Consider the following 26,212-nt stretch of genomic DNA (forward strand, 5'->3'; position numbering starts at 1 on the left):
GCGGTCGTCCCGACCGTTCCCGCCGTCGTCTCCCCTGCCGCGAGCCTTCCCATGCGCCGCCTGATCGTCGAGGAGCCTTTGTCGCAAGCGGCCGTCTGGAGCCGCAGGCTCGGATGGTTCGCCCTGCTCGTGGCGGCGGCGGGCGTGCTGCTGACGCGCCTTCAGCTCGTCGAATGGTTCGCCGGCCTGTCGGTCATCGCGAGTGCCGTCGCGCTGGCGCTCCTTGCCCTCGCCCTGTCGGTCACGGCCCTCGTCTTCATCTGGCAGGAGGGACAGCAGGGGCTCGCGCTCGCCGTGCGGGGCGGCGTCCTCGCCCTCGTCGTGCTCGGCTGGCCGGCATTCCTCGGCTTCAAGGCCGTCGTCCTGCCGCGGATGAACGACATCAGCACCGATGTCGTCGACCCGCCGGCCTTCTCGCGCTCGGCGCAGGTGCTCGCGGCCCGCGCGGGCCACGTGCCCCGCGAGATCGCGACGGACGAGCGCCTGCCGCAGCGCGACGCCTATGCGGATGTCGTGCCGATCTATGCCGAACTGTCGCCCGAGGATGCGCTGTCCGTCGCCGAGAGGACGGCGCGCACGCTCGGCTGGGAGATCGCGGAGGTGCGCCAGCCCGGTGGGCGCACCGGCCGCGGCCAGATCGACGCCGTCGACCACACCCTGCTGCTGCGCTTTCCCGACGACATCGCGATCCGGGTGACGCCGCGCGCGGAGGGGACGAAGGTCGATGTGCGCTCGGTCTCGCGCTACGGCGTGCACGATTTCGGCGTCAACGCCGAGCGCATCGCCCGTTTCATCGCCGAGTTCGAGCTGCAGGCGCGGGCGGCCCAGTTCTGATCGTCAGGCCGGCCTGTAACGGGCCGTGAGCGTCGGCGCGCTGTCTGAGACGACGAGCCCGCGCGCCACGAGGTCTTCGAGATGGGCGAAGACGGAGAGGCCCGCGGCGCCGTAGAGCGCCGGCGCCAGCCCCTCGTAGAGCGGCGGGACGATCTCGGCGATGGTCTCGTCCCCGGCAGCGAGCCGGTTGAGGATCGCCGCCTCGCGCTGGCGGCGGTGGTGGACGAGCGCGCGCAGGAAACGCTGCGGCTCGCGCACGGGGCCGCCGTGGCCGGGCCGGTAGATCGCCTCCTCGCGCCCCCTCAGCTTCGCGAGCGAGGCCATGTAGGCCTGCATCGACCCGTCCGGCGGCGCGACGATGGTCGTGGACCACGCCATGACGTGGTCGCCCGAGAACAGGGTGTTCTCCTCCGGCAGGGCGAAGGCGAGGTGATTGGCCGTGTGGCCGGGCGTCGCGAGGGCCTGCAGCGTCCATTGCGGGCCGGTCACGGCCTCGCCCTCCTGGAGGACGACATCGGGCGCATAGGCGTGGTCCGCGGAGGCATCGAGCGCATTGGCCTCGCCGAGCGCCAGTGCGCGCGATGCGACATGGGGGCTGCAGCCGACGACGAGGGCGCCGGTGGCCGCGCGCACCGCGGCCGCGGCCGGGGAGTGGTCCCGGTGGGTGTGGGTGACGACGACATGCGTCACCGTCTCGCCGCCTACCGCCTCGAGCAGCCGCGCCACATGGGTGGCATCGTCCGGGCCCGGATCGATGATCGCCACCCGGCCGCGGCCGACGATGTAGCTGCAGGTCCCGCGATAGGTGAAGGGCCCGCCGTTCGGTGCGATGAGCCGGCGCACGAGCGGCGTGAGCGCCTCGGCCCGGCCTGTCGGAGCCTCCGTCTCCTGCTCGAAGGGAATGGATTGCGTCATTGATTCGGCTCCCCGGGGGCGCGAGGACCGGCCTTTGCACCACCCGAAGCGCTCTTGTAGCACGAGCGGTTGGCAAGGCGACCACCGACCATCAGCCGGTCTACAAACGGTATGCGAATGGCGCTGGAGATCGCTCGCATTCTATGCAAAGTTGCATAAATTGCTATTATTAGCGCAGTGGTTGCATTGCTGTATGAGCATTTGATGGTCAGTTTTGAGGGGTGACTTTTCGCTACGACGCCAGTCGAGAGAAATAAAATGATAAAACAAAATGAATTAAATGATGGCAATGTCGTAATTAGAACCACTTATAATAAAATAGATGGTGAGTTTCAGTCTGATATATCAACGCTTGTCGGTGTCGACAGGTGCGAATTTATGCTTGATGGCGAGTTCAGGGCGGGCATCGATTGGATCAAGTATAACGACATGCGCGTCTGCAGCATGGTGCTGCCGCCCGGGCGTCTCCTGCGCGAGGCTGCGCATGCTGCGAGCAAGACGCCATGCATCGTCATGGCGGCCGTGCAGAACGGTGCGATGCGGCTGGCGCTGGAGCACGGCTCCCTCGATGTCGGCGGCGAGCGCATCGTCGTCTTCGACGCACGGGCGCTGTCCTCGATCGACCTCATGGCGGGCGAGGACGGGCGGTGCACCTTCCAGTGGCTCGAACTGTCCTCGATGACGGATTTCGCCGGCGCGCTGAAGGGGGAGGCGGCGAGCATCGAATCCGTTTCCCTGCGCGAGTACATGCAGTTCTTCTCCCGCTTCCTGCTGAAGTACGGCAATTCGCACATCTCGGATTACGTCGACGTTTCGATCCGCCAGAACATCGTCGAGATGCTCAAGACGTTCCTGCGTGACCAGACGGCGCGCAGCGATGGCGGCAACAAGGCGCGCCTCGCCAACGACATCATCGAATACATCAAGAAGAACATCGACAACCACGATCTCGGCGCCGGGCGCATCGCACGCCAGTTCAACATTTCCCAGCGCAAGCTGTACAAGATCTTCGAGGAATCGGGTCTGTCCCTGCGCGACACCATCCTGCACTACAGGCTCGAGGCGGCGCGCAAGGAGCTGGCGTCGTCGTCCGAGAAGAAGATCATCAACATCGCCTTCGACAGCGGCTTCAACGACGTCTCGACCTTCTACCGCAACTTCAAGCGCAAATACGGCTACTCGCCACGCAGTTCCCAGTAGCAGAGGGGGCGACAGGGCGGCGTGGGGGGCGCGGCTTCCCACGCCAGAGCTGTCGCAACTGGCGCGGCATATCCAAATTTGCTAATTGTGTCTCATGAAAGAGAACAATTCGCGATTTTTGGAGATCGGCCTGCGCCTGCGCGCCTATCGCCTGGGGCGCGGCATCACAGCCGAGCAGGTCGCGGACCGTCTGGAGATGTCGCGCGCGGCCATCTACCGCCTGGAGAAGGGCGAGGTGGTCAAGATCGAGACCATCCAGCGCATCGCCGACCTCCTCGATGTCTCGGTCGCCTCGCTGCTGGGCGTCAGCGTCGAGTACTACGACAACGCGGTGGCCTATTTCGAGCGCATGCGCCAGCTGGAGGAGGGCGCCGAGCAGATCCTCGCCCATTTCGCGCCCTTCTCCTACCTGCTGTCGTCGGACGAATATGCGCACGCCGTCGAGCTCGCCATCCGCGAGACCGTCATCGGCGATGTCGAGGAGGGCGAGGTCGCTCCGGAGGTCGAGGCGCTGGTGCGCATCCTGCGCGAGCGGCGGGGCCACGCCAGCCGCCGGCGGCCCGGCATCGTCAGCATCGTCGGGCTGCAGGACATCGAGCGGCTCTTGCGCAGCGGCGTCATCGGCCGCTTCGACCTGCCGGAGGAGGAGGCGGCCGAACGGCGGGCGATCGCGCGCCGCGAGATCCTGCGTCTTGCCGATCTCCTCGAGGAGGAGCCCATCGGCATCCAGATCGGCATCGTCGAGGAAACCCTGCCGCAGCAGACCTTCCAGATCTTCCGGCAGAAGGAGCGCACCTTCGTCGCCATGAGCCCCTTCCGCTTCGCCGACCATCCCAACATCCGCAACGGCGTCGCCATGGTCACGGAGGCGCCGGACGCGGTGCAGCTCTTCGACAACCTCATCGCCTCCCTGTGGCGCAGGGCCGCGAAGGGCCGCGAGGGCGCCGAGCGCCTGCGGCAGGTTGTCGAGCGCGTGGAAGCCGGCGCGCGCGACGCGTAAAAAAAATTAGACAACACTCAAAAAAGCGATATCGTTTCGGCTTCCGTATAGCCGGAGGAAGAAACGGATGCTCACGCGCAGAGTCGTTCTGCTCGCGGCCGGGCTGGTCATTGCGGGGACCTTCGCCGCCCAGGCACAGCAGGCCAAGTACGTCGCCAAGATCGGCCATCTCGAGGCCGCCACCCAGCCGCGCCACAAGGGGCTCGAAAAGGTCGCCGCGCTCGTCAAGGAGCGCACCAACGGCGAGGTCGAATTCCAGCTCTATCCCGCCTCGCAGCTCGGCAATGCCCGCCAGATGGTCGAGGGCGCCCAGCTCGGCTCGTCCGAGGGCACGGTGATGCCGGCCGCCTTCCTCGGCGGCTTCAACCCCGTCGTCTCGGTGCTCGACATCCCCTTCATCATGCCCGAGGACCGCGCCAAGTCGCAGGCCCTGCGTGATGGCCCCTTCGGCCAGGCGATCCTCGATTCGTTCACCAAGCGCGGCCTCGTCGCCATCGCCATCTGGCCGAACGGGCGCAAGAGCGTCACCTCCGCCAAGCCGCTCGCCGGCGTCGACAGCTTCAAGGGCCAGAAGTTCCGCGTCATGGATTCGCGGATCCTCATCCAGCAGTTCGCGGGCGTCGGCGCCGCCGCCATCGCCATTCCCTTCGGCGAGCTCTACACGGCGCTGCAGACCGGCGTCGTCGACGGGCAGGAGAACCCGCTCGATACGATCTCGACCATGAAGTACTACGAGGTGCAGAAGGACCTCGTGGTCTCCAACCACGGCGCCATGGAGGACCTCGTCCTCTTCAACCCCGCCTGGTGGAACGGCCTGCCGGAAGGCCACCGCGACGTCATCGTCAAGGCCTTCCTCGAGGTGCGCCCGCAGGTCGAGGCGCTGAAGGAAGAGGTGCAGGCGCTCGCCTTCAACCAGATCAAGGAAGCGGGCGTGAACGTGCGCGTCCTCGGCGATCAGGAGCGGGCCGACTGGCGCACCAAGATGTTCCCGCCGGCCCGTGACGCCTATCTCGAGCGCGCCGGCGCCGAGGGCAAGGCCGTGATGGAGGCCTACGAGGCGGAAGCCAAGAAGCTCGGCCTCGCCAACTGAGCCTTGTGACGAAACCCGAGGGCGCGACCCCATGCTCCGCACCGCAATGACCGTCCTGCGCACCTTCGAGCGCAACATCATCGGCCTTCTGCTCATCGCCATGTCGGCCGGCTATGTGGTCAACGTGCTGGTGCGTGTCTTCGCGCCCTCGCAGTCCCTCCATTTCGCCTGGATGGAGGAGGCGACGCTGTTCATGCTCGCCTGGCTCGTCTTCCTCGGCCTCGGCCTGACGCTGGAGAAGGGCCGCCACATCGCCATGACGGCGCTCTACGGACGCATGCCGGCGGGCGTGCAGCGGGTCGTGGCCTTCGTCATCAATGCCGTCGGCCTCGTCTTCTGCGCCTATCTGACGAAGGTCGGCTACGATTTCGCGCGGTTCATCGTCAATTCCGGCCAGACGAGCCCGACGCTCGATGTGTCGATGGTCTGGCTCTATGGAGCCCTGCCGGTCGGCTTCGTGCTGCTGGGCCTGCGCTACCTGCTTGAGCTCGTCGGCGTCGAGAACCGCTTCGCGCTCGCCGACCGCGGCCAGGATCACTGAACCCAACCACCGCGGCAGACGGTCCGACGTTTCGAAGAGGGCGCTTTTCCCGTGTTGATCCTGCTCTGCATACTGGCTGCCCTGCTTCTCGTCCTCGGGTTCGAGATGCTGCTCGTCATGGGCGTGCCGAGCATCCTCGCCCGTCTGACCGAATTCCCGAACCTGCCGGACATCGTCATCGCGCAGAAGATGGTCGGCGGCGTCAACGTCGGCACGCTGCTCGCCATCCCGTTCTTCATCTTCGCCGCCGATCTCATGGCCCACGGCACCATCGCCGAGCGGCTCATGAACCTCGTCAAGAAGAACCTCGGCCATCGCTCCGGCGGCATCGGCCACACCACGGTCGTCTCGTGCATGGCCTTCGGCTCGGTCTGCGGCTCGGCGCCGGCCACCGTCGCCGCACTTGGGCGCTTCCTCCATCCCGAGCTGGTGCGCGCCGGCTACAAGGAGCGCTTCTCGCTCGGCCTCATCGCGGCGAGCGCGGAATGCGCGCTGCTCATCCCGCCGAGCATCACGCTCCTCGTCTATGCCTGGCTCACCGGCACCTCGGTCGCGGCGCTCTTTGCCGGCGGCCTTGCGGTCGGCGTGGTGCTCGCCCTCGCCTTCATGCTCTACGTCGCCTTCGTCACGCGTCGTGCGGGCATCGAGCCCGCCCCGCGGGCGAGCAGGGCGGAGCGCTTCGAGGCGGTGAAGGCCTCGCTGCTGGCGCTCGGCATGCCGGTCATCATCCTCGGCGGCATCTATTCCGGCTTCTTCACCGCGACCGAGGCCGCGGCCGTCGCCGTCGCCTACGCCCTCCTCGTGGAGATGGTCATCTTCCGCCAGCTCGGCTGGCGGGACGTGATGCACGTCGCCGAGCAGAGCGCGCTCACCATCGTCGCCATCTTCATCCTGCTCGCGGTCGGCTCGCTGCTCGCCTATTTCGTCACGCTCGCGCGCCTGCCGGACCAGCTCCTGATGCTGCTCAACGACTGGCAGGTGAACTGGGTCGTCTTCCTGCTGATCATCAATGTCGTGCTGCTGGTCGCCGGGATGTTCATCGATCCCAACTCCATCATGGTCATCCTGCTGCCCGCCATCTTCCCGGTGGCGACGGCGCTCGGCATCGATCCCATCCATTTCGGGCTCGTGGTCTGCCTCAACATCTGCATCGGCATGATCACGCCGCCCTTCGGCCTCGACCTCTTCGTGACGTCGTCGGCCTTGCGCAAACCGGTTGAGACGGTGATCGCGGGCATCTGGCCGTTCGTGCTGACGAACATCGCCGTGCTGCTCGTGATCTCCTACGTGCCGTCCATCTCGACGGCGCTGCCGCGGCTGCTGGGCTACTGACCCGGCAAGCCAGGGAGAAAGACATGCTGCAAAGCTGTGAGACGCGGTCTGCATGGACCGCGAACGATGCCCCCGTTGCCGATGCCGAAACCATCGTCTTGAGCCACACGGCCGTCAACGACGAGTACCGGCATCTCGTGCTGCGCGCCGGCAGGCCGGCGACGCTCGCCGCCCCGGGCCAGTTCTTCCACCTCCTGTGCCCCGCGAGCAGCGAGGACAAGCCCTACCTGCGCCGGCCGATGAGCACCTACAAGGCTGACCCGGAGGCGGGCACGCTCGAATTCCTCTACAAGGTCGCCGGCCTCGGCACCCGCGCCCTCGCGACCTTGAAGCCGGGCGATCCCTTCCGCGTGCTCGGGCCGCTCGGCGTCGGCTTCACGCTCGACGACGGCTGGCGCCACATCGTGGTGCTCGGCCGCGGCGTCGGCCTCGCGACGCTCGCCCCGCTCGCCGAGGCCGCGGCCCGGAAGGGCATCGGCGTCACCGCCATCCTGAGCGCCCGCCGGCCGGATCTCGTCATGTCCGCCGACCGCTTCGGCGCCATCGGGGCGGACGTACGCCCCGTCCTCGACAGCGACGGTTCGAGCGCGCCCGAGAATGTACGGGAGATCCTCGCCGGGCTCGCCCGCGAGGGAAGGGCGGACGCCATCTTCACCTGCGGCTCCAACCGCCTGTTCCGCCTCGCCAAGGACTTTGCCCGGGAGACGGGCATCGCCGGCCAGGTCGCGCTCGAACAGCAGATGGCCTGCGGCATCGGCATGTGCTTCTGCTGCGTGCGCAAGTTCGAGGTCGACGGCGAACTCGTCGACAAGCGCGTGTGCTGGGACGGGCCCGTCTTCGACCTGAAGGAGGCCACCTCATGGTAACGGCAGTGTCTTCTCCCGCCGGTTCGTCCGTCTCCCTCGCCGTCGACGTCGGCGGGCTGCGGCTCGCGAACCCCGTCATGCCGGCCTCGGGCACCTTTGCCGAGGGGCTCGACAAGGTCATGGACCTCAATCGCCTCGGCGCCTTCGTGACGAAGACGATCACGCGCGAGTTCCGCGCCGGCAATCCCGTGCCGCGGGTGTGCGAGACCACCGAGGGCCTGATCAACTCGATCGGCATTCCCTCCAAGGGGCTCGACTATTTCCGCAACAACGTGGTGCCGTTCTACCAGGCCTTCTCGCCGCCGCTCGTCGTCTCGATCTCGGCCCCGACGGTGGACGACTTCGCCGCCATGGCGCGCGACCTGACGGTGGCCGGCGTCGCCGCCATCGAGGCCAACATCTCCTGCCCCAATATCGAGGAGGACGGGCGCTCCTTCGCCATGGAGCCGCGGCTGACCGAGACCGTGACGGCCGCCATGCGCAAGGCGACGCCCCTGCCGCTGTGGGTGAAGCTGACGCCCAATACCGGCGACATCGTCGCCGTCGCCCGCGCGGCGGAGGCGGGCGGGGCTGATGCGGTGGTGGTCGCCAACACCATCCTCGCCATGCGTATCGACACCGAGACCTTCCGGCCCAAGCTCGGCAACGTGCTCGGCGGCCTCTCGGGGCCGGCGGTGAAGCCCATCGCCCTGCGCATGGTCTACCAGTGCGCCGACAAGCTCACCATTCCCGTCATCGGCTGCGGCGGCATCGCCACGGCGGAGGACGCGGTGGAGTTCATGCTCGCCGGTGCCCGTGCGGTGCAGGTGGGCACGACCACCTTCGTGCGCCCGACGGCGATGATCGACGTCATCGAGGGGCTCTCCGCCTTCTGCGCCCGCCGCGGCATCGCCGATGTCAACGCGCTCGTCGGCGCGGTCGCAGACGGCAACACGGCCCCGGAAGAGGCGGAGGCCGTGCTGTGAAGCCGCTCGCCCATCCGATGCGCAACGAGCGCGACTGGGAGGCGCTGGCCGGGGAGGTCTTCGCCGAACTGCGCCAGCTCGGCTTCGACGGCGTCGGCATCACCCGCCAGGCCTTCGCCGAGGGCGAGGCGGCGGCGATGGCCGTGATGGAGCGTCTTGCCGGGCGCGAGGGCCTTCTCGCCGCGCGCGATGCCGGCGACAATCTCGTCGTCTCGCTGCCCGACGAGGCACCCGGGCCCTACATCCTCGTCGGCTCGCATCTCGATTCCGTGCCGCGCGGCGGCAATTTCGACGGTGCGGCGGGCGTGCTCGCCGGGCTCATGGTGCTGGCGCGCATGAAGAGCGAGGGTGTCACGCCGCCGCGGCCCGTGCGCGTCATCGGCCTGCGCGGCGAGGAATCGCCCTGGTTCGGCAAGCCCTATATCGGCTCCTCCGCCTTGCTCGGCGCCTTGAAGCCGCAGGACCTCGACCTCAGGCAGCGGGACGGCGCGCGCAGCCTCGCCGAGGCGCTCGCGGGTGTCGGCATCGACGTCGAGAAGGTGAGGGAGGGCACGCCCCTCGTCGACAAGCGCGACATCGCCGCCTTCCTCGAGCTGCACATCGAGCAGGGCCCGGTGATGGTCGCCCGCGAATGGCCGACGGCGGTCGTCACCGGCATCCGCGGCAACATCCGCCACCAGCGCATCCTGTGCCAGGGCCAGGCCGGCCATTCCGGCGCCGTGCCGCGCTGGCTGCGCAAGGATGCGGTCTTCGCGCTGGCGGAGCTCGTCTCGCGCCTCGACGAGCACTGGCGCGTGCTGCTGGAGCGTGGTCTCGACCTCGTCGTCACCGTCGGCATCGTCGCGACGGATCCCGAGGATCACGCGACGACGCGCATTCCGGGCGAGGTTGCCTTCTCCTTCGAGATCCGCAGCCAGAGCCGGGAGACGCTCGAAGCCTTCTACGTGCTCTTCGAGACGGAATGCGCCAATATCGCCCGGGAGCGGGGCGTGAAGTTCGTCTTCGACCGGCGGCAGGACGCCGCGCCCGGGCGCATGGACGAAGGCTGGGTGAAGCGCCTCGTCGAGGCCTCGCGCCGCCTCGGCCTGCCGGCCGAGACCATCGCGAGCGGGGCGGGTCACGACGCGGCCGTCTTCGCCAATGCCGGCATTCCGGCGGCCATGGTCTTCGTGCGCAACGAGCATGGCTCGCACAATCCGGACGAGGCGATGGAGATTGCCGATTTCCTTGCCGGCGTCGATCTGCTCTATGAGGCCCTGACGAAGGAGCCGTAAGATGACCGAGACCATCACCATCCGCCGCCCGGACGACTGGCACGTGCACCTGCGCGACGGCGCCATGCTGAAGGCGGTGCTGCCCTTCACCGCCGCGCAGTTCGGCCGCGCCATCATCATGCCGAACCTGGTGCCGCCGGTGACGACGACGGCGATGGCCGATGCCTATCGCGCGCGCATCATGGCCGCCCTGCCGGCCGGCAGCCGCTTCGAGCCGCTGATGACGCTCTACATGACGGACGACACCGATCCGGCCGATGTCGTCTCCGGCTACGAGAACGGGCGCATCGCCGCGGTGAAGCTCTATCCGCAGCATGCGACGACCAACTCGCATTTCGGCGTCACCGACATCGAGAAGATCCATCCCGTGCTCGCCGCGATGGAGAAGGCGGGGGTGCCGCTGCTCATCCACGGCGAGGTGACGCGGCCGGACGTCGACATCTTCGACCGCGAGGCGGTCTTCATCGACACGGTGCTCGATCCGCTGGTGCAGCGCTTTGCCGGCCTCAAGGTCACGCTCGAGCACGTGACGACGAAGGAGGGCGTGGACTACGTGACGGGCGCGCGCGAGCGCGTCGGCGCCACCATCACGCCGCACCACCTCATCTTCAACCGCAACGCCATCTTCCAGGGCGGCATCCGCCCGCACTACTACTGCCTGCCCATCGCCAAGCGCGAGGTGCACCGGCAGGCGCTGCGGCAGGCGGCGACGTCCGGCAATGCGCGCTTCTTCCTCGGCACCGACACCGCCCCGCACACCCGCGCCGCCAAGGAAGCGGCCTGTGGATGCGCGGGCCTGTTCGTGGCGCCCGTCGCGCTTGCGTGCTATGCGCAGGTTTTTGAGGAGGAGGGCGCTCTCGACAGGTTCGAGGCTTTCGCGAGCCTCAACGGCCCGCGCCACTACGGCCTGCCCGTCAACGAGGGAACGATCACCCTCGTGCGCCGGCCGCGGATGGTCGCCGAGGACGTCTCTCTTCCCGCAGGCGAGGCGGTGCACGTCTTCCGTGGCGGCGAGACGGTATCGTGGGCGGTCGCCGACGCGGACAGCGCCGTGGCCGCCGTCGCCTGATTGGACAACCGAACCGGGGGCCGAGGGACCATGGACAAGTCATTCATCGCTTCACAGACGGCCCGCATGATGCTGGAGGTCCAGGCCATCCAGTTCAACGCCGAGAAGCCCTTCATCTTCACCTCGGGCTGGGCGAGCCCGGTCTATGTCGACTGCCGCAAGCTCATCTCCTTCCCGCGCCTGCGCCGGCGGCTGATGGACTTCGCCGCCGAGCAGATCCTGTCCGAGATCGGCACCGAATCATTGGACGCGGTGGCCGGCGGCGAGACGGCGGGCATCCCCTTCTCCGCCTGGCTGGCGGACCGGCTGATGCTGCCGATGCTCTACGTGCGCAAGAAGGCCAAGGGCTTCGGCCGCAACGCGCAGATCGAGGGTGACATCAAGGAGGGCGCGCGCGTCCTGCTCGTCGAGGACCTGACGACGGACGGGCGCTCCAAGCTCGCCTTCGCCGAGGCGCTGCGCCGCGCCGGCGCCGACGTGCAGCACACCTTCGTCGTCTTCCACTACGGCATCTTCAAGGAGAGCACGGCGACGCTCGCCGAGCACGGCATCAAGATGCACGCCCTCGCCACCTGGTGGGACGTGCTCGCCGAGGCGCGCGAGCGCGGCTACTTCGCCACGAGCACCCTCGACGAGGTGGAGAAGTTCCTGCACGCCCCGGCCGAATGGTCGGCCAAGCACGGCGGCAAGTCGGATTTCTGAGAAGAGCGGCGGTGGGGAGTGGGCAGTCGGCAGTCGGGCAAGCGGCAGTCGGCAATAGGCGGTCTGGCGATCGGTAGTTGGGCGACCGGCGGTCGGGCGATCGGCAGGCCCCGCATGCAGCACGCCATGCGCAGTCCCTAGCGCGTCATGGCCGGGCTTGTCCCGGCCATCCACGCCTTTCCAGCTCGGGTGCCGGCGTGGGGGCGGGCATGGGATGGCCGTGACAAGCCCGGCCATGACGCTGGAAAGGCTCAGCCCGGGCGATTGGGGATGCTGCGCATGCGTCCTGGCCGATTGCCGATTGCCGTCTAAAAAATTTGATCCGTGTCGTCTTTTGGGATAGCGTCCCTTTTTAACGTGCACTGTGAGGGAGCGATGGACACGCGCGCGTTGCTTGAGTGGTTCCGCCAGCAGAACGAGGGTCTGCGCACCTATTCGTCCCTGCGAGAATTGTGCGCCAAGGACATGGCCCCGGGCGCTCCCGATGCGGCGGTGCGACAGCTTCTCGTCTGCGCGCTCGACGGTTTCATCGACCGCTATTTCGGCGAGCCCTTCACGAGCGAGGTGGCCCGCACGGCGCGCGAGAACACGCTCAAGATGCTCGAGGAAGCAGCGGCGGCGAGCGATGCGGATGCGGCCGGCAAGGTCGCCGCGCTCGACAAGCTGGCCTTCCGCCAGATCGCCGACTGAGCGCACCCGGCCACCACCTTCGGCTGAAGCCGTGACCGCTGCCGCGGTCGCGGCTTTTTGCGTTTTGGCGCCGCCGCCGCAAGGGAGACGATGCCCACCCAAGAGGCTGCGATTTTTGTGAAAGTCGCTTGAACACGACCTCGGGCCTCCCCTATTGTAACGATTTAAAGAACCAATTCGCCAGAAGGCGATGGACAAGGGCGAGCCGATGAACGGCCGCTCCAACGGGACCGGAAACATTCGAGAGAGGAGACCTTGATGCGCAGGACCTTCCTGAAAACGCTTGTTGCCGCGGCGGCCGCGGCGACGCTCGCCCTGCCGGGCGCGGCGCTGGCTGCCTATCCGGAGCGGCCGATCACCATGATCGTGCCGTGGGGTGCTGGCGGCGGTACCGATGCGACGGCCCGCATCGTCGGCTCGCTCCTCGAGAAGGAACTCGGCCAGCCGGTCAATGTCGTCAACCGCACGGGCGGCTCGGGCGTGGTGGGGCACGCGGCCATCGCCGACGCTGCGCCGGACGGCTACACCCTCGGCATCATCACCGTCGAGATCGGCATGATGCACTGGCAGGGGCTGACGCAGCTCACCTACGAGAGCTACACGCCGCTCGCCCTCATGAACATCGACCCCGCCGGCGTGCAGGTGCGTGCCGACGCGCCCTACAAGGACGTCAAGGAGCTGCTCGCCGCCATCAAGGCGAACCCGGGCAAGTTCAAGGCCTCGGGCACCGGCCAGGGCGGCATCTGGCACCTCGCCCTCGCCGGCATGCTGGCGATGGACAGCATCCCGCCGAACGCGGCGCCGTGGGTGCCGTCGAACGGTGCGGCCCCGGGCCTGCAGGATCTCGTGGCCGGGGGCGTCGAGGTCGTCACCTGCTCCGTGCCGGAGGCGCGCTCGCTCATCGACGCAGGCCGCGTCAAGAGCCTCGCCATCATGGCCGACAAGCGCAGCGACGCCTTCCCTGACCTGCCGACCCTGAAGGAAGCGGCCGGCATCGACTGGACGCTCGGCGCCTGGCGCGGTTTTGCCGCTCCGAAGGGCCTGCCGGCCGACATCCAGGACCAGCTCATCGCCGCGCTCGACAAGATCTACAAGAGCGCCGAGTTCCAGGACTTCATGAAGGGCCGCGGCTTCGGCGTGTCCTGGGCCCCCAAGGATGAGTTCGTCGACTTCATGAAGCAGAGCAACGAATCGCTCGGCACCGTCATGAAGGAACTCGGGCTCGCCAAGTAAGGCGCCCGACGGGTCAGGCGCCTCACCACTCAGGCGCGTCATCGAGGTCGCCCGTGGCACGGCTCGCCCATGCCACGGGCCACCGCATCGATCCGCCCCGGACCGTTCATCAGGCGCCGCGAGACGCAGTTCATGGTCAAATCGGACATCATCATCGGCCTCATCCTGACGGTGCTCGGGGTGACGGTCATCCTTCACGCCCAGTCCTTCCCCGCCATCCCCGGCCAGGAATACGGCGCCGCCGTCTTCCCGGTGCTGATCGCGAGCGCGCTCGCGGCCTGCGGCGTCCTTCTCGCCTTCGGCGCCTGGCGGCGCAGGGCCTCGCTCGCGGCGGTCGATGTCGAGCACAGGATGGCCGGCATCACGCCCGCCGGCTGGATGAAGGGGCTGGCGACGATCGTGCTCGTCATCGCCTATTGCCTGTTCGCCGACCGCATCGGCTTCATCCCCGTGATGGCCGTGGTGCTGGTCGGGGGCATGCTCATGCTGGGCGTGCGCTGGTGGGTGGCGCTCCTCGTCAGCGCGGCAACGATCTTCGTGATCTACCAGCTCTTCGTCGTCCTGATGCGGGTTCCGCTGCCGCGCGGATTGCTCGCACCGTTCCTCTGAGGCGCCCATGCAAGCCATCGAGAAAGCCTTCGGGCTCGTCGCCACGCCGGGCGTGCTCATATCCGTTCTGCTCGCCTCGGCCTTCGGCATGGTCATCGGCGCCATCCCGGGCCTGACGGCGACCATGGCGATCGCGCTGCTCGTGCCGATCACCTTCTTCATGGATCCGCTGCCGGCCGTCGGCGCCATGATCGCCTGCTCGGCCATGGCCATCTTCGCCGGCGACATTCCGAGCACCTTGCTGCGCATCCCCGGCACGCCCGCCTCCGCCGCCTATACGGACGAGGCCTATGCCATGACGCGCAAGGGCGAGGCGGAGACGGCCCTCGGTGCCAACCTCCTGTTCTCGGCCATCGGCGGCCTGTTCGGCACGGCCGTCCTCATCGTCGCCGCGCCGGCGCTTGCCGAGGTGGCGCTCCGGTTCTCGTCCTTCGAATATTTCTGGCTCGCGGTGCTGGGCCTGACCTGCGCCATCTTCATCGGCGCGGTCTCGCCCCTGAAGGGCCTCATCAGCCTCTTCATCGGCCTGCTCGTCGCCACCGTCGGCCTCAACAACCCCGCCGGCGTGCCGCGCTTCACCTTCGGCTATACGGAGCTGATGGGCGGCGTCGACTTCATCCCGGCGATGATCGGCCTCTTCGCCGTCTCCGAGGTGCTGCGCGCCATGGTGCACGGCGCCACCGACCTCAAGGTGACGCAGAGCCGCGTGGGCAACCTCTTCCGCAACTGGGGCGGGATGGTCCGGACCTACTGGCGCCAGCAGGTGCGCGGCAACGCGCTCGGCACGGCCGTCGGCATCCTGCCCGGCGCGGGCGCCGACATCGCCGCCTGGGTTGCCTATGCGATGTCGAAGAAGTTCTCGAAGACGCCCGAGAAATTCGGCAAGGGCCATGTCGAGGGCATCGTCGAGAGCACCTCGGCCAACAATGCGGCGCTCGGCGGCGCGTGGGTGCCGGCGCTCGTCTTCGGCATCCCGGGCGATTCCATCACCGCCGTCGTCATCGGCGTGCTCTTCATCAAGGGGCTCAACCCCGGGCCGACGCTCTTCATCAACAATCCCGAGAGCATCTACGCCGTCTTCCTGATCTTCATCCTCGCCAATCTCTTCATGATCCCGCTCGGCTGGGCGGTCATGAAGGGGGCCACCGTCATCCTGCGCGTGCCGCGGCGCGTGCTGATGCCGCTCATCCTCGGCTTCTCGATGATCGGCGCCTTCGCCGTCAACAACACGGCCTACGGCATCGTCATCATGCTCGCCTTCGGCGTGCTCGGCTTCCTCATGGAGGAGAACGACATCCCCGTCGCGCCCTGCATCCTCGGCATCGTGCTCGGGCCGATGATCGAGGAGAATTTCGTGACCTCGATGATCAAGTCGGACGGCAGCTTCATTGCCTTCTTCGAGCGGCCGATCGCCGGCGTGCTGGGCGTCTTCACCATCCTCGTGGTGCTGAGCCCCCTCATCGGCATGGCGCTGCGGCGCATGCGGCGCCCGGCGGCGAACGCGGCGTGACGGGGAGGGGCCACGGCTCCCCAGCAGAAGAACCCTGTGCCCCGGACGCGCTGCAGCACGAAATGATGCGGCGCAGATCCGGGGCCCGTTCATTTGGAGCTTTCGGCAGGTTCTTGCGCTGGTTCCCGGCGCGCATTCCGCTTCGCTGCATGCGTCCCGGAAACGCGGTTGCGCGACTGCGGGTCGCCCCTCGGTCGTCACGGCCGGGCTCGTTGTTCAGCCCGGAGACATCGCCGAAGGCTGTTCGGGAAGATGAAGATCATCATCGCATCGATTGGGCTTGAGGGAGGCCATCCACGCCTTTCAACCCCGCTGCGCGAGCGTCGGCGGCGTGGATGCCCGCGACGAGCGCGGGCATGACGGCGGAAACAGCTGCGCAAATAGAACGGGAAGAGTGTGGCACAACCTCTCCACCCGTCTTGGCCGGGCTTGTCCCGGCCATCCACGCCTTTCAATCCTGCGCGCGTGTCACGGCGGGGATGCCCGCGACGAGCGCGGGCATGACGTGGAGACGGCTGCGCAAACGGAGCGGGGAGCGTGGCACAACCTCTCCACCCGTCTTGGCCGGGCTTTTCCCGGCCATCCACGCCTTTCAATCCCGCGCGAGCGTCACGGCCTGGATGCCCGCGACAGGCGCGGGCATCACGCGGCGGCGGCTCCTCGCCGGTCGCCTCACACCGACGGCGTCTTGCCCGTGCCGAGGTCCCAGTAGAGCCCGGCCATGAGGCCGAGGGCCTCGCGCGCGATCGCGACCGGCAGGTGCTCGTTGGGCGCATGCTGCGAGCAGCCGGGATAGGAGTGCGGCACCCAGATGGTGCGCAGGCCGAGCACCTCCGAAAAGATGTCGTTGGGCAGCGAGCCGCCGAGATTGGGCAGGATCGCCGGCTTCTTGCCGGTGGTCTGCGCGATGGAGCCGACCGCCCAGGTCACCCACGGGTCCTCCGGGTCGAGCCGGGTGGCGTGGAAGATCTCGTCGCGGCTCTTCTCGACCTTGACCATCGCGAAGCCGTGCCGGGCGAGGTGACGGCGCAGGGCCGGCAGCACCTCCTCGGGGTCGACGCCGACGACGAAGCGCAGCTGGCAGCGCGCCCAGGCCTTGGGCGGCACGGCATTGACCGGCGTCTCCGGATTGCCGGCCTTCATGGCGAGCACGTCGAAGGAGCACCAGCCGAAGACCTGCTCGGCCGGGCTGAGGCCGGGCTCGCCCCAGTCGGGATCGATGGTCGGACCGTCCGGCCCGCCGTCCACCTCGCAATCGGCGAGCACGCGGCGCACGCCCTCAGGCAGTTCCTTCGGCACCCACTCGTGGATGCGGATCTGCCCGGTCGGCGACACGATGGTCGCGATCGCGTGGGCGAGCTGGATGGCGGGATCCGACAGGAGGCCGCCCCAGTTGCCGGAATGGTGGCCGCCCTCGCGGGCATCGATCGTCATGTCGAAGGTCACGCCGCCACGCGAGCCGAGGAAGACCGTCGGCCGCTCGGCATTGAGCCGCGGCCCGTCGGAGCCGATGAGCACATCGGCCTTGAGCAGCTCCTTCTGCTCGGCGCAGAGCTCGCGCAGGCCGGGCGAGCCCATCTCCTCGCCCATCTCGATGAGGTACTTGGCGTTGAAGCCGAGCTTGCCGCGCGTCTCCAGCACGGCCTTCAGCGCCGCGATGTTGATGACGTGCTGGCCCTTGTTGTCGACGACGCCGCGGCCGTACCAGCGGTCGCCCACCTCGGTCAGCTGCCAGGGCGAGAGACCCTCCTTCCAGTCCTTGTCGAGGCCGCGGATGACGTCGCCGTGGCCGTAGCCGAAGATGGTCGGCAGGGCGGGATCCTCGATGCGCTCGGCATAGAGGAAAGGGGCGCGCGCCTTGGGGTGTTCGAGGAGGCGGCAGGCGAAGCCCAGCGCCTCGAGCGCGGGCACCATCTCCTTGACGAGATAGTCGCGCAGCACGGGCGCGCGGTCGGGGTTCTGGCTCTCCGTCGGCATGGCGACGAGACGCGTCAGGTCGGTCTTGAGGGCTCCGGAATCGAAGTAGTCTTCGGCGCGGGCGATGGCCGCTTCACGGGTCATGGTGGCTGGAACTCCTTGCGAGTAGACGGCTGGGCTCAGGGCGCCACCGCCGGGAAGGGAGAGACCTGCTCATAGGCGCGCACGAGCTGCAGCACGGAGAGGTCGTCGCGCGGCCGCCCGACGAGCTGCATGCCCATGGGCAGGCCGGCCGCGTTGAAGCCGACGGGGACGGAGACGGCGGGGCAGCCGGAGAGGGTGACGGGCGCCACCACCTCCATCCAGCGGTGGTAGCTGTCCATCGTCCGGCCGGCGATTGCCTTCGGCCATTCTTCCTCGATCGGGAAGGGGAAGACCTGCGCCGTCGGCAGGGCGAGATAGTCGAAGCGCTCGAAGAGCCTGAGCACGCTCGCGTACCAGGCCGAGCGCACGGTGCTCGCCTCGTAGAGCGCGTAGGCGCTCAGCCGCTGGCCGCCCTCGATCTCCCAGCGCACGGCGAACTTGAGCTGCTCGCGCTTCGCCGGATCGTCGTAGAGCGCCTTCAGCTTGCCGCCGACCATGAAATGGCGCAGCGCGACGAAGGCCTGCCACAGGGCCTCGAAGTCGAAGGCCGGCACATGCGGCTCGACGATCAGCCCTGCGTCGGCAAGGTGCCGCAGACCGCCCTCGCACAGGGCGAGGATCCCGTCCTCCATGGCAAGGTGCCCGCCGAGGTCGCCGAGCCAGGCGATGCGCCTGCCCTTGAGGTCGGCATCGAGCGCGGCTTCGTAGTCGGGCCCGCCGCCGTCGAGCGACAGCGGAGCGCGCGGATCGTGCCCCGCCTGTACGGAAAGGAGCCGCGCGAGGTCCGCCGCATTGCGCGCCATCGGCCCCTCGGTGCCGAGCTGGGTGAAGAAGCCTTCCGGCGCCGGCAGGCTCGGCACGCGGCCCTGGGACGGGCGGAAGCCGAAGATGTTGTTGTAGGCGGCCGGGTTGCGCAGCGAGCCGCCGAAGTCGCTGCCGTCGGCGACGGGCAGCATGCGCGTGGCGAGCGCCACGGCCGCCCCGCCGCTCGACCCGCCGGCCGTGCGCGTGGGCGCATAGGCGTTGCGCGTCGCGCCGAAGACGGGGTTGTAGGTGTGCGAGCCGAGGCCGAATTCAGGGGTGTTCGTCTTGCCGATGATGATGGCGCCGGCGGCGCGCATGCGGGCGACCGCGATGGCATCGGCCGGCGGCACGAAATCGGCGAAGAGCGGCGAGCCGAAGGTGGTGGTGAGGCCCTTCGTCGGCGCGAGGTCCTTGATGGCCTGGGGCAGCCCGTGCAACGGCCCAGCCGCCTCGCCCCGGGCGAGCGCGGCATCCGCCGCATCCGCCTCGGCGAGGATGTCCTCGCGCGGGCTCAGGGACACGATGGCGTTGTAGGTCGGGTTGATCGCCGCGATATGGTCGAGGAAGGCGCCGATCACCTCGCGCGCCGAGACATCCCGCCGCGCGATGAGGCGGACGAGCGTCCCGGCGTCGAGGCGGCACAGCTCCGGCGCCTTGCCGGTGACGTCGCCCGTGGGGTTCGCTGCAGCAAGGCGCATGGCGCTTCTCCTTTAGTGTGGCGCCGGGGCCTGCCCGTGGAGATGGCAGGCGACGGCACCCGTCTCGTCGCGCAGGATCTGCGGCACCACGCTCCCGCATTGCGGCAGCCGCTCGGGGCAGCGCGGGTGGAAGGGGCAGCCCGAGGGCGGGTTGAGCGGATCGGGAAAGGCGATGCCGAGCCCCGTGTCGGGAATGCCGAGGCCGGGCTCCGGCGTCAGCACCGAGGCGAGCAGCGCCTTGGTGTAGGGATGGCGCGGCGCCTTGAAGAGCGCCTCCGTCTCGGCGAGCTCGACGACGCGGCCGAGGTACATCACCGCGACGCGCGTCGCGATGTGCTCGACGACGGCGAGGTTGTGGCTGATGAAGACATAGGTGAGGTTGAGCTCGCGCCTGAGGTCCATCAAGAGGTTGAGGATCTGCGACTGCACCGACACGTCGAGCGCCGAGGTCGGCTCGTCGCAGACGACGACCTCGGGCTTCATGACGAGCGCGCGCGCGATGGCGACGCGCTGCCGCTGGCCGCCGGACAGCTCGCGCGGGTAGCGGTCGGCGAAGCGCTGCGGCAGGCCGACCTTGTCGAGCATCTCGATCGTCATCTTCCGCCGCTCGGCCGCCGTGCCGATGCCGTGCACCTCGAGCGGCAGGGCGACGATGGAGGCGATGGTGCGGCGCGGATTGAGCGAGGAATAGGGATCCTGGAACACCGGCTGCACGCGCCGGGCCATGCCCTTGCGGCCGAGGCTGCGGATGTCCTGCCCCTCGAGCGTGATCGCGCCGGCACTCGGCGGCAGGAGGCCGAGCAGCATGCGCGCGAGGGTGGACTTGCCGCAGCCGGATTCGCCGACGATGGCGAGCACCTCGCCCTGGCGGATGTCGAGCGAGATGCCGTTCACGGCATGGAGCGTGCGCTTGCCCTTGAACATGCCACGGCTCACCTCGAAGGAGCGGGTGAGGTCGTGCGCTTCGATGAGAGCCGTCATGCCGCGTTCTCCAGGATGCAGCGCCAGCGGTGGCCGTCCGCGGTCTCGCGCACGGGCGGGGCGTCGAGGCAGGCCTGTTGGGCCTTGGTGCAGCGATCACGGAAGCTGCAGCCGCGCACCTCCCCGACGAGCGAGGGCACGACGCCCGGAATGACGCCGAGGCGCCCGCCGGGCTCGGTACGGCCGGGCACCGGGATGCACTCGATCAGCCCCTGCGTGTAGGGATGACGCGGGGCGTTGAAGAGGGAGGTCGTCGGGCCCTCCTCGACGATCTGGCCCGCATACATCACCGCCACCCGGTCGGCGATGCGCGCCACGATGCCGAGGTCGTGCGTGATCAGCACCATGGCGATGCCGAGCTCCTGCTGCAGGTCGGCGAGCAGGCGCAGGATCTGCGCCTGGATGGTGACGTCGAGCGCCGTCGTCGGCTCGTCGGCGATGAGCAGTTCCGGCCCGCACATCAGCGCCATGGCGATCATGACGCGCTGGCGCAGGCCGCCCGACAGCTGGTGCGGATATTGCCCGAGGCGCTCGGCGGCATTGGCGATGCCCACCTTGCCGAGGAGGAACACGGCCCGCTCGCGCGCTTCTGCATCCGAAGCCTTCTTGTGCAGGCAATAGGCTTCGACGAGCTGGTTGCCGATGGTGTAGGCGGGGTTGAGCGCCGTCATCGGCTCCTGGAAGATCATCGACATGCGGTTGCCGCGCAGCGCGTTGATACGGCCCTTGCCGGCGCGCGACAGGTCCTCGCCCGCGAAGGCGAGGCGCCGCGCGCTCTTCGTCGCGGCCTTCGGCAGGAGGTCCATGATCGCGAGCGAGGTCATGGACTTGCCGCAGCCCGATTCACCGACGAGGCAGAGCGTCTCGCCGCGCTTCACGGAAAAGGAGATGTCGCGCACGGCGTGCAGCGTGCCGCCCGCGGTCCTGATGTCGACGCTGAGGCCGTCGACGTCGAGAACGATGTCGCTGGAGATGTTGGCCATGCCGTCAGCTCCGTCCTTCGGGGGCGATGATGTCGCGCAGGCCGTCGCCGGCGAGGTTGATGGCGAAGATGAGCAGCGCCAGCGCCGTGCCGGGGATGGCGATGAGCCAGAAGGAGAAGAACATGTACGCCTTCGCCTCCGAGATCATCAGGCCCCAGGAGGGCAGGGGCGGCTGCACGCCGAGGCCGAGGAAGGAGAGGGCGGCTTCCAGCAGGATGGCGCTCGCCGCCTCCAGCGTCGCGACGACGATGAGGTGCGGGGCGATGTTGGGCAGCACTTCGCGCAGGACGATGCGCGTCGTCGAGGCGCCGGCCGCCTCCGCCGCCGCCACATAGTCGAGCGAGCGCACCTGTTGCGTCGCGCTGCGCATGACGACGGCGAAGCGGTCCCATTTCAGGAAGCCGAGCACCAGGATGACGATCCACAGCGAGCCGCCGATCATGGCGACGACGGCGAGCGCCACGAGGATCACCGGCATCGACAGGCGCGTGGTGACGAGGAAGGTGACGAGCATGTCGACCTTGCCGCCGAAATAGCCGGCGGCGAGCCCCAGCGTCGTGCCGATGAGGCCGGAGATGATGACGACGCTGATGCCGATGAGCAGCGAGATGCGTGCCCCGTAGATGACGCGCGAGAGATAGTCGCGCCCGAGCTGGTCGGTGCCCAGCGGGTGGACCCAGGAGCCCTTGGCGTACCAGAAGGGCGGCACGTTGCGGGCGCTGAGGTTCTGCAGATAGGGATCGTGCGGCGCGAGCACCGGCGCAAGGAGCGCGATGAGCACGATGACGGCGAGGATGCCGACGCCGATGACGAAGGCCTTCTGCCCCAGCACGCGGCGCATGAGGCGGGAGAAGGCGGTGGGCTCTGCCGCGGCGGGCAGGGAAAGCGGTTCGCTCGTCATGTCATGCCACCCGGATGCGCGGGTCGAGCCAGGCGTTCGCGATATCCGCCGCGAGCGTCAGCAGGACGTAGAGGACGGAGAGCATGAGGACGATCACCTGCATCACGGGAAAATCCTTGAAGGTGATGCTCTGGTAGGCGAGGTAGCCGAGCCCATCGAGGGCGAAGATGGTCTCGATGACCACCGAGCCGCCGAGCAGGAAGCCGAGCTGCACGGCCGTGAGGGCGACGACCGGCACCACCGCGTTGCGCAGGGCGTGCTTGAAGATGACCTTGCGCGTCGGCAGGCCCTTGGCGCGGGCGGTGCGGATGTAGTCCGCCGACAGCACCTCGATCATGCCGGCGCGGATGAGCCGCATGAAGGCCGGCGCGACGTAATAGCCGAGCGCGATGGTCGGCATGATGAAGTTCGCCCATGTCTTCGAGCCCGAGACCGGCAGCCAGCGCAGCGTGATGGAGAACAGCATCACGAGGATGAGGGCGAAGAAGAAGTTGGGCAGCGCCTGGCCGACGACGGCGATGGCGAGCGCCAGGCGGTCGATCCAGCTGTTGGCATAGACGGCGGCGAGCACGCCGAGCGGGATCGAGACGAGGAGCGCGAAGCCGAGGGAGAGGACGCCGAGCAGCAGCGTCGTCGGCAGCTTGGCGAAGACGAGCGTGGCGACATCGGTCTTGAAGTAGATCGACGTGCCGAAGTCACCCCGGAGCGTGTTCCACAGCCACTCGACATATTGCACGACGAGGGGCCGGTCGAGGCCGTAGGTGCGCCGCACGAGCTCGATGTCTTCCTGTCGCGCGCCCTCGCCGGCGATCGCGATGGCGACATCGCCCGACATGCGCAAGAGGAAGAAGGCGATGGCCGAGACGGCGAGCGCAACGAGCAGCGCCAGCCCCAGCCGTTTCAGAATATAGCCGATCATGGGCCGTTCTCCGGGCTCTTGCTCCGGTTGGGCGCCAACTCCCCTCCCCCTTGTGGGGAGGAGTAGGGGTGGGGGTCGTCACCGGCGAGTGTGCCGCCGTTCGTTTGGCACCACCCCCCTCCCTAACCCTCCCCCACAAGGGGGGAGGGAACAGGGCGCGCGCTCCGACGTTCAGCTGGAATAGTCCCCAGCTACTCGGGCGGTCCTTACTTCTTCCAGGTCATTTCCCAGAAGCGCGGCATCTCGTCCGGATAGGCGCGGAAGTCGAGGTCCGCCGTGGCGACGTAATAGACCGGCAGCGAATAGAGCGGCACGGCATAGGCCTTCTCGGCGATGCGGGTCAGCGCTTCCTTGTAGGAGGCGTTGCGCACGGCCGGGTCGACCGAGTTGTCGCCCTTGTTCAGCGCGTCGCGCACTTCAGGATCGCGCGAGATGTCGTCGTCGCCCATGGCGAAATAGACCGGCGTCGAGGCCGAGACGTCGTTGACCGAGAACGAGCCCCAGGTCTGGTGCGTCAGCATCGCCTTGTTGCCGCGGATCTGCTCGCGCATGGCGGCATATTGCAGGAAGCGCAGGTTGGCCTTGATGCCGACCGCCTGCAGGTAGCCGATGATGGCTTCCGTCTGGTTGCGCTCGCGATAGGCGACGATGTCGAGCTCGAGCCCGTTGGGAAAGCCCGCTTCCGCCAGGAGCGACTTGGCCTTCTCCGGGTCGTACGGATACTTCGGCGCGCCGTGGTCGGTGCAGCCGAACTGCGAGGGGAAGCAGATCGTGTTGAGCACGCGCGAGCCCTTGCCGACGATCTCCTTCACCATCGTCTCGCGGTCGATGGCGTGGATGATGGCCTTGCGCACGCGCTCGTCCTTGAGCGCGGGGGCGGGCGTGCCCTCCTGCGAATTCATCTGCATGAAGACGATGCGCATCGTCTCGCCCGAGACGACCTGCAGGTGGGGCGCGGCCTCGAGCTGCTCGGCCTGGTCCTTCGGCACGTGCATGATGAAGTCGACGCCGCCCGAGATGGCCTCGGCCATCTGCGTCTGCCGGTCCGGGATGAAGCGGATCTCGACCTTCCCGATCGTGGGCTTCGGCTTCGGCGAATCGGCGAAATAATCCGGGTTCGTCTCGAGCACGATCGACTTGCCGGGGACGTATTCCGTCACCTTGTAGGGGCCGGAGCCGACCGGCTTGTCGTTCTGGCCGGCCGGGCCGACCTTCTCGTAATATTCGTTCGGGTGGATCACCACCGGCCCGGCGAGATATTCGATGGCCGCGGGGAAGACCTTCTTGGTCGTGATGCGCACCTTGTGCTTGTCGACCTTCTCGGCCTTCTCGATCCAGCTGACGTTCTGCTGGGTGGTGACCTTGTTCTCGGGCTTCGAGACGAAGTTCAGCGTGTAGACGACGTCGTCGGCGTCGAATTCCTCGCCGTTGTGGAACTTGATGCCCTCGCGCAGCTCGACCTCGAGCGTGCGGTCGTCGACCCATTTCCAGCTCTTGGCGAGCTGGCCCTTGTAGTCGTTCGTGATGGGATCGCGGTAGATCAGCGTGTCCCAGACGTGCTGACCGATGATCACGCCGATGCGGACGTTGTTGAAGAACGGATCGACGCTTTCCGGCGCCTGGTCATAGGCCATGACGACGGAATTGTCGCTCTTGCCGGCGAAGGCCGGCGCGGAGAGCGCCAGGGCGCTGACCGCGGCAAGGGTCGTGAGCTTGATCAGGTTGCGCATGTTCACCCTCTTTCTGGCGGAACGTGGCAACCCCGACGCCAACCATGACGCAGCGCCTGCGCCCTCGCGCGGCGGCTCCGTCACCGGCTCTGACCGGCTGTTCCCCGTTCCCTTGGCTGGAGGGGGCATTTTCGCCCTCCTCCGTTGCGAGCCGGCCAGGCCGGTCCGAGTGCATATTTTCAGAACACGGCTACACTTTCTGCAATTATATTGTTTCGAAACTTTCATTGCCGATTTGGCAAGGCAGAGGGTAAGGCATCATGCAAGGCACGGCCCTGCGGTATTTTCTCGAGGTCGTGCGCACCGGCTCGGTGAGCGAGGCGTCGAGCCGGCTCAACGTGGCGGCCTCCGCCGTCTCGCGGCAGATCGCCAAGCTGGAGCGTGACCTCGGCAGCCGCCTGTTCGAGCGGCGGCCGCGCGGCATGGTGCTGAGCGAGGCCGGCCGCCTGCTCGCCACCTATGCGCGGCGCATGACGCTGGAAGGCGAGCGGGTCGTGGGCCGCATCCGCGAGCTCGAGGGGCTCGCCCGCGGCGAGGTGCGGATCGCAACGACCGAGGGCTTCGCGCTCGACATGATGCCCGAGGCGATCGTCGCCTTCCGCCGCCGCTACGAGGGCATCCGATTCGACCTCGCGGTGGTGCCGTTCACGGCGGTGACGCGCCTCGTGCAGAACGGCGATGTCGACATCGGCGTCACCTTCGGTCTCGCACCGTCGCCGGATGTCAAGGTGCAGCGCGCCTGGCCGGCGCCGATCCTCGCCGTGATGACGCCGGACCATCCGCTCGCCGCCCGCGAGAGCCTGACGCTGCAGGACCTGCGCGACCATCCCATCACCTTGTCGGAGGCGAACACGACGCTGCGCCAGCTCGTCGACATGGCCTGCGCCGACGAGGGAGTGGCGCTGGAGCCGGTGCTCATCACCAATTTCGTCTCCGCGCAGCGCCGCTTCGTCGAGACGAAGGGCGGCGTGCTCGTCGCTTCGCCCTTGTCGATGGTCTCGGGCCTCGTTTCGGGCCGGCTCGTCGCCCGCCCGGTGCGCTCCGAGCTCCTCCACCGCCGCCGCTTCGAGATCCAGACGATGCTGGACCGCACGCTGCCGACGGCGGCCGAGGCCTTCGTCGCCTTCCTCAGCGAACATATCGAAAACGACCTCGCCGCGCTGTCGCAGGTGCTCGGCTTCCTCGTCTATCTCGCGCATACGGAGGCAGAAGCCGAGATTTGATCGACCGCAAGGACGTCCGCCGGGCGTGCCGTCATGGTCGGGGCAACGCCGGGCCTTCGCGCCGGCTGGTCGTTCGAGAGGT

At 68.1% G+C, this 26,212-nt stretch carries 24 protein-coding genes; 16 read left to right on the forward strand and 8 right to left on the reverse strand.

The window, feature by feature from the left end; genetic code table 11:
- Positions 1 to 51: 51 nt before the first annotated feature.
- Positions 52 to 834, forward strand: a complete 783-nt coding sequence (locus AL346_RS13540; RefSeq protein ID WP_026014852.1) for a DUF1499 domain-containing protein — start codon at positions 52 to 54, stop codon at positions 832 to 834.
- A 3-nt stretch (positions 835 to 837) separates the two neighbouring features.
- Here the strand turns inward: AL346_RS13540 and AL346_RS13545 are convergent, their stop codons facing one another.
- The gene (locus AL346_RS13545) at positions 838 to 1,749 is read right to left on the reverse strand and encodes an MBL fold metallo-hydrolase (RefSeq protein WP_019400621.1); all 912 of its coding nucleotides are present in this window, start codon (positions 1,747 to 1,749) and stop codon (positions 838 to 840) included.
- 378 nt (positions 1,750 to 2,127) lie between these two features.
- Between AL346_RS13545 and AL346_RS13550 the strand changes: the two genes are divergently transcribed.
- The 14 genes from AL346_RS13550 (at position 2,128) to AL346_RS13615 (ending at position 15,830) form a co-directional block, all read left to right on the forward strand.
- Positions 2,128 to 2,949: a helix-turn-helix domain-containing protein gene (locus tag AL346_RS13550; protein ID WP_019400622.1), complete on the forward strand. Its 822-nt coding sequence runs from the start codon at positions 2,128 to 2,130 to the stop codon at positions 2,947 to 2,949.
- Between the two features lie 94 nt (positions 2,950 to 3,043).
- Positions 3,044 to 3,949 carry a helix-turn-helix domain-containing protein gene (locus AL346_RS13555; RefSeq protein ID WP_026014853.1) on the forward strand — a complete coding sequence of 302 codons (906 nt, stop codon included), beginning with the start codon at positions 3,044 to 3,046 and terminating at the stop codon, positions 3,947 to 3,949.
- Positions 3,950 to 4,016: 67 nt separating this feature from the next.
- On the forward strand, positions 4,017 to 5,039 hold the full coding sequence (locus tag AL346_RS13560) for a TRAP transporter substrate-binding protein (protein WP_019400624.1): 1,023 nt from the start codon (positions 4,017 to 4,019) through the stop codon (positions 5,037 to 5,039).
- 31 nt (positions 5,040 to 5,070) lie between these two features.
- Positions 5,071 to 5,580 (forward strand): TRAP transporter small permease, encoded by a 510-nt coding sequence (locus AL346_RS13565; RefSeq protein WP_026014854.1) that lies wholly within the window; start codon positions 5,071 to 5,073, stop codon positions 5,578 to 5,580.
- A 51-nt stretch (positions 5,581 to 5,631) separates the two neighbouring features.
- A complete protein-coding gene (locus AL346_RS13570) occupies positions 5,632 to 6,912 on the forward strand; it encodes a TRAP transporter large permease (protein WP_245303204.1) in 1,281 nt (426 codons plus the stop codon).
- Positions 6,913 to 6,935: 23 nt separating this feature from the next.
- Positions 6,936 to 7,778 (forward strand): dihydroorotate dehydrogenase electron transfer subunit, encoded by an 843-nt coding sequence (locus tag AL346_RS13575; protein WP_019400627.1) that lies wholly within the window; start codon positions 6,936 to 6,938, stop codon positions 7,776 to 7,778.
- A complete protein-coding gene (locus tag AL346_RS13580) occupies positions 7,772 to 8,743 on the forward strand; it encodes a dihydroorotate dehydrogenase (protein ID WP_050996447.1) in 972 nt (323 codons plus the stop codon). Before AL346_RS13575 ends, AL346_RS13580 begins: the two co-directional genes overlap by 7 nt.
- Positions 8,740 to 10,017 (forward strand): hydantoinase/carbamoylase family amidase, encoded by a 1,278-nt coding sequence (locus AL346_RS13585; protein ID WP_019400629.1) that lies wholly within the window; start codon positions 8,740 to 8,742, stop codon positions 10,015 to 10,017. The genes AL346_RS13580 and AL346_RS13585 overlap by 4 nt, the downstream gene beginning before the upstream one ends.
- A gap of 1 nt (position 10,018) precedes the next feature.
- Complete coding sequence (gene pyrC, locus AL346_RS13590; protein ID WP_019400630.1) at positions 10,019 to 11,086, forward strand: dihydroorotase; 1,068 nt, start codon at positions 10,019 to 10,021, stop codon at positions 11,084 to 11,086.
- Between the two features lie 30 nt (positions 11,087 to 11,116).
- A complete protein-coding gene (locus AL346_RS13595; RefSeq protein ID WP_019400631.1) occupies positions 11,117 to 11,788 on the forward strand; it encodes an orotate phosphoribosyltransferase in 672 nt (223 codons plus the stop codon).
- Positions 11,789 to 12,163: 375 nt separating this feature from the next.
- Positions 12,164 to 12,478 (forward strand): hypothetical protein, encoded by a 315-nt coding sequence (locus tag AL346_RS13600; RefSeq protein WP_019402438.1) that lies wholly within the window; start codon positions 12,164 to 12,166, stop codon positions 12,476 to 12,478.
- A gap of 258 nt (positions 12,479 to 12,736) precedes the next feature.
- Positions 12,737 to 13,711 (forward strand): tripartite tricarboxylate transporter substrate binding protein, encoded by a 975-nt coding sequence (locus AL346_RS13605; protein WP_019402437.1) that lies wholly within the window; start codon positions 12,737 to 12,739, stop codon positions 13,709 to 13,711.
- 132 nt (positions 13,712 to 13,843) lie between these two features.
- Complete coding sequence (locus AL346_RS13610; RefSeq protein ID WP_026015177.1) at positions 13,844 to 14,320, forward strand: tripartite tricarboxylate transporter TctB family protein; 477 nt, start codon at positions 13,844 to 13,846, stop codon at positions 14,318 to 14,320.
- Positions 14,321 to 14,327: 7 nt separating this feature from the next.
- Positions 14,328 to 15,830, forward strand: a complete 1,503-nt coding sequence (locus AL346_RS13615) for a tripartite tricarboxylate transporter permease (RefSeq protein WP_019402435.1) — start codon at positions 14,328 to 14,330, stop codon at positions 15,828 to 15,830.
- 672 nt (positions 15,831 to 16,502) lie between these two features.
- On the opposite strand, the gene AL346_RS13620 is transcribed toward AL346_RS13615, so the two are convergent.
- From AL346_RS13620 to AL346_RS13650, 7 genes are all read right to left on the reverse strand, one after another.
- The gene (locus AL346_RS13620) at positions 16,503 to 17,891 is read right to left on the reverse strand and encodes a M20 family metallopeptidase (protein ID WP_019402434.1); all 1,389 of its coding nucleotides are present in this window, start codon (positions 17,889 to 17,891) and stop codon (positions 16,503 to 16,505) included.
- A 35-nt stretch (positions 17,892 to 17,926) separates the two neighbouring features.
- The gene (locus AL346_RS13625; protein ID WP_019402433.1) at positions 17,927 to 19,393 is read right to left on the reverse strand and encodes an amidase; all 1,467 of its coding nucleotides are present in this window, start codon (positions 19,391 to 19,393) and stop codon (positions 17,927 to 17,929) included.
- A gap of 12 nt (positions 19,394 to 19,405) precedes the next feature.
- Complete coding sequence (locus AL346_RS13630; RefSeq protein ID WP_019402432.1) at positions 19,406 to 20,374, reverse strand: ABC transporter ATP-binding protein; 969 nt, start codon at positions 20,372 to 20,374, stop codon at positions 19,406 to 19,408.
- A complete protein-coding gene (locus AL346_RS13635) occupies positions 20,371 to 21,357 on the reverse strand; it encodes an ABC transporter ATP-binding protein (protein ID WP_019402431.1) in 987 nt (328 codons plus the stop codon). The genes AL346_RS13630 and AL346_RS13635 overlap by 4 nt, the downstream gene beginning before the upstream one ends.
- 4 nt (positions 21,358 to 21,361) lie before the next feature.
- Positions 21,362 to 22,258 carry an ABC transporter permease gene (locus AL346_RS13640; RefSeq protein ID WP_019402430.1) on the reverse strand — a complete coding sequence of 299 codons (897 nt, stop codon included), beginning with the start codon at positions 22,256 to 22,258 and terminating at the stop codon, positions 21,362 to 21,364.
- A gap of 1 nt (position 22,259) precedes the next feature.
- Entirely contained in the window at positions 22,260 to 23,177 is a 918-nt protein-coding gene (locus AL346_RS13645; protein ID WP_019402429.1) for an ABC transporter permease, read from the reverse strand.
- Between the two features lie 206 nt (positions 23,178 to 23,383).
- Positions 23,384 to 24,907: an ABC transporter substrate-binding protein gene (locus AL346_RS13650; protein WP_019402428.1), complete on the reverse strand. Its 1,524-nt coding sequence runs from the start codon at positions 24,905 to 24,907 to the stop codon at positions 23,384 to 23,386.
- 260 nt (positions 24,908 to 25,167) lie between these two features.
- On the opposite strand from AL346_RS13650, the gene AL346_RS13655 reads away from it, so the two are divergent.
- Complete coding sequence (locus AL346_RS13655; RefSeq protein WP_019402427.1) at positions 25,168 to 26,130, forward strand: LysR family transcriptional regulator; 963 nt, start codon at positions 25,168 to 25,170, stop codon at positions 26,128 to 26,130.
- Positions 26,131 to 26,212 lie beyond the last annotated feature (82 nt).

It is taken from the genome of Chelatococcus sp. CO-6, from assembly GCF_001271345.1.
In the GTDB taxonomy this organism is placed as follows: domain Bacteria; phylum Pseudomonadota; class Alphaproteobacteria; order Rhizobiales; family Beijerinckiaceae; genus Chelatococcus_A; species Chelatococcus_A caeni.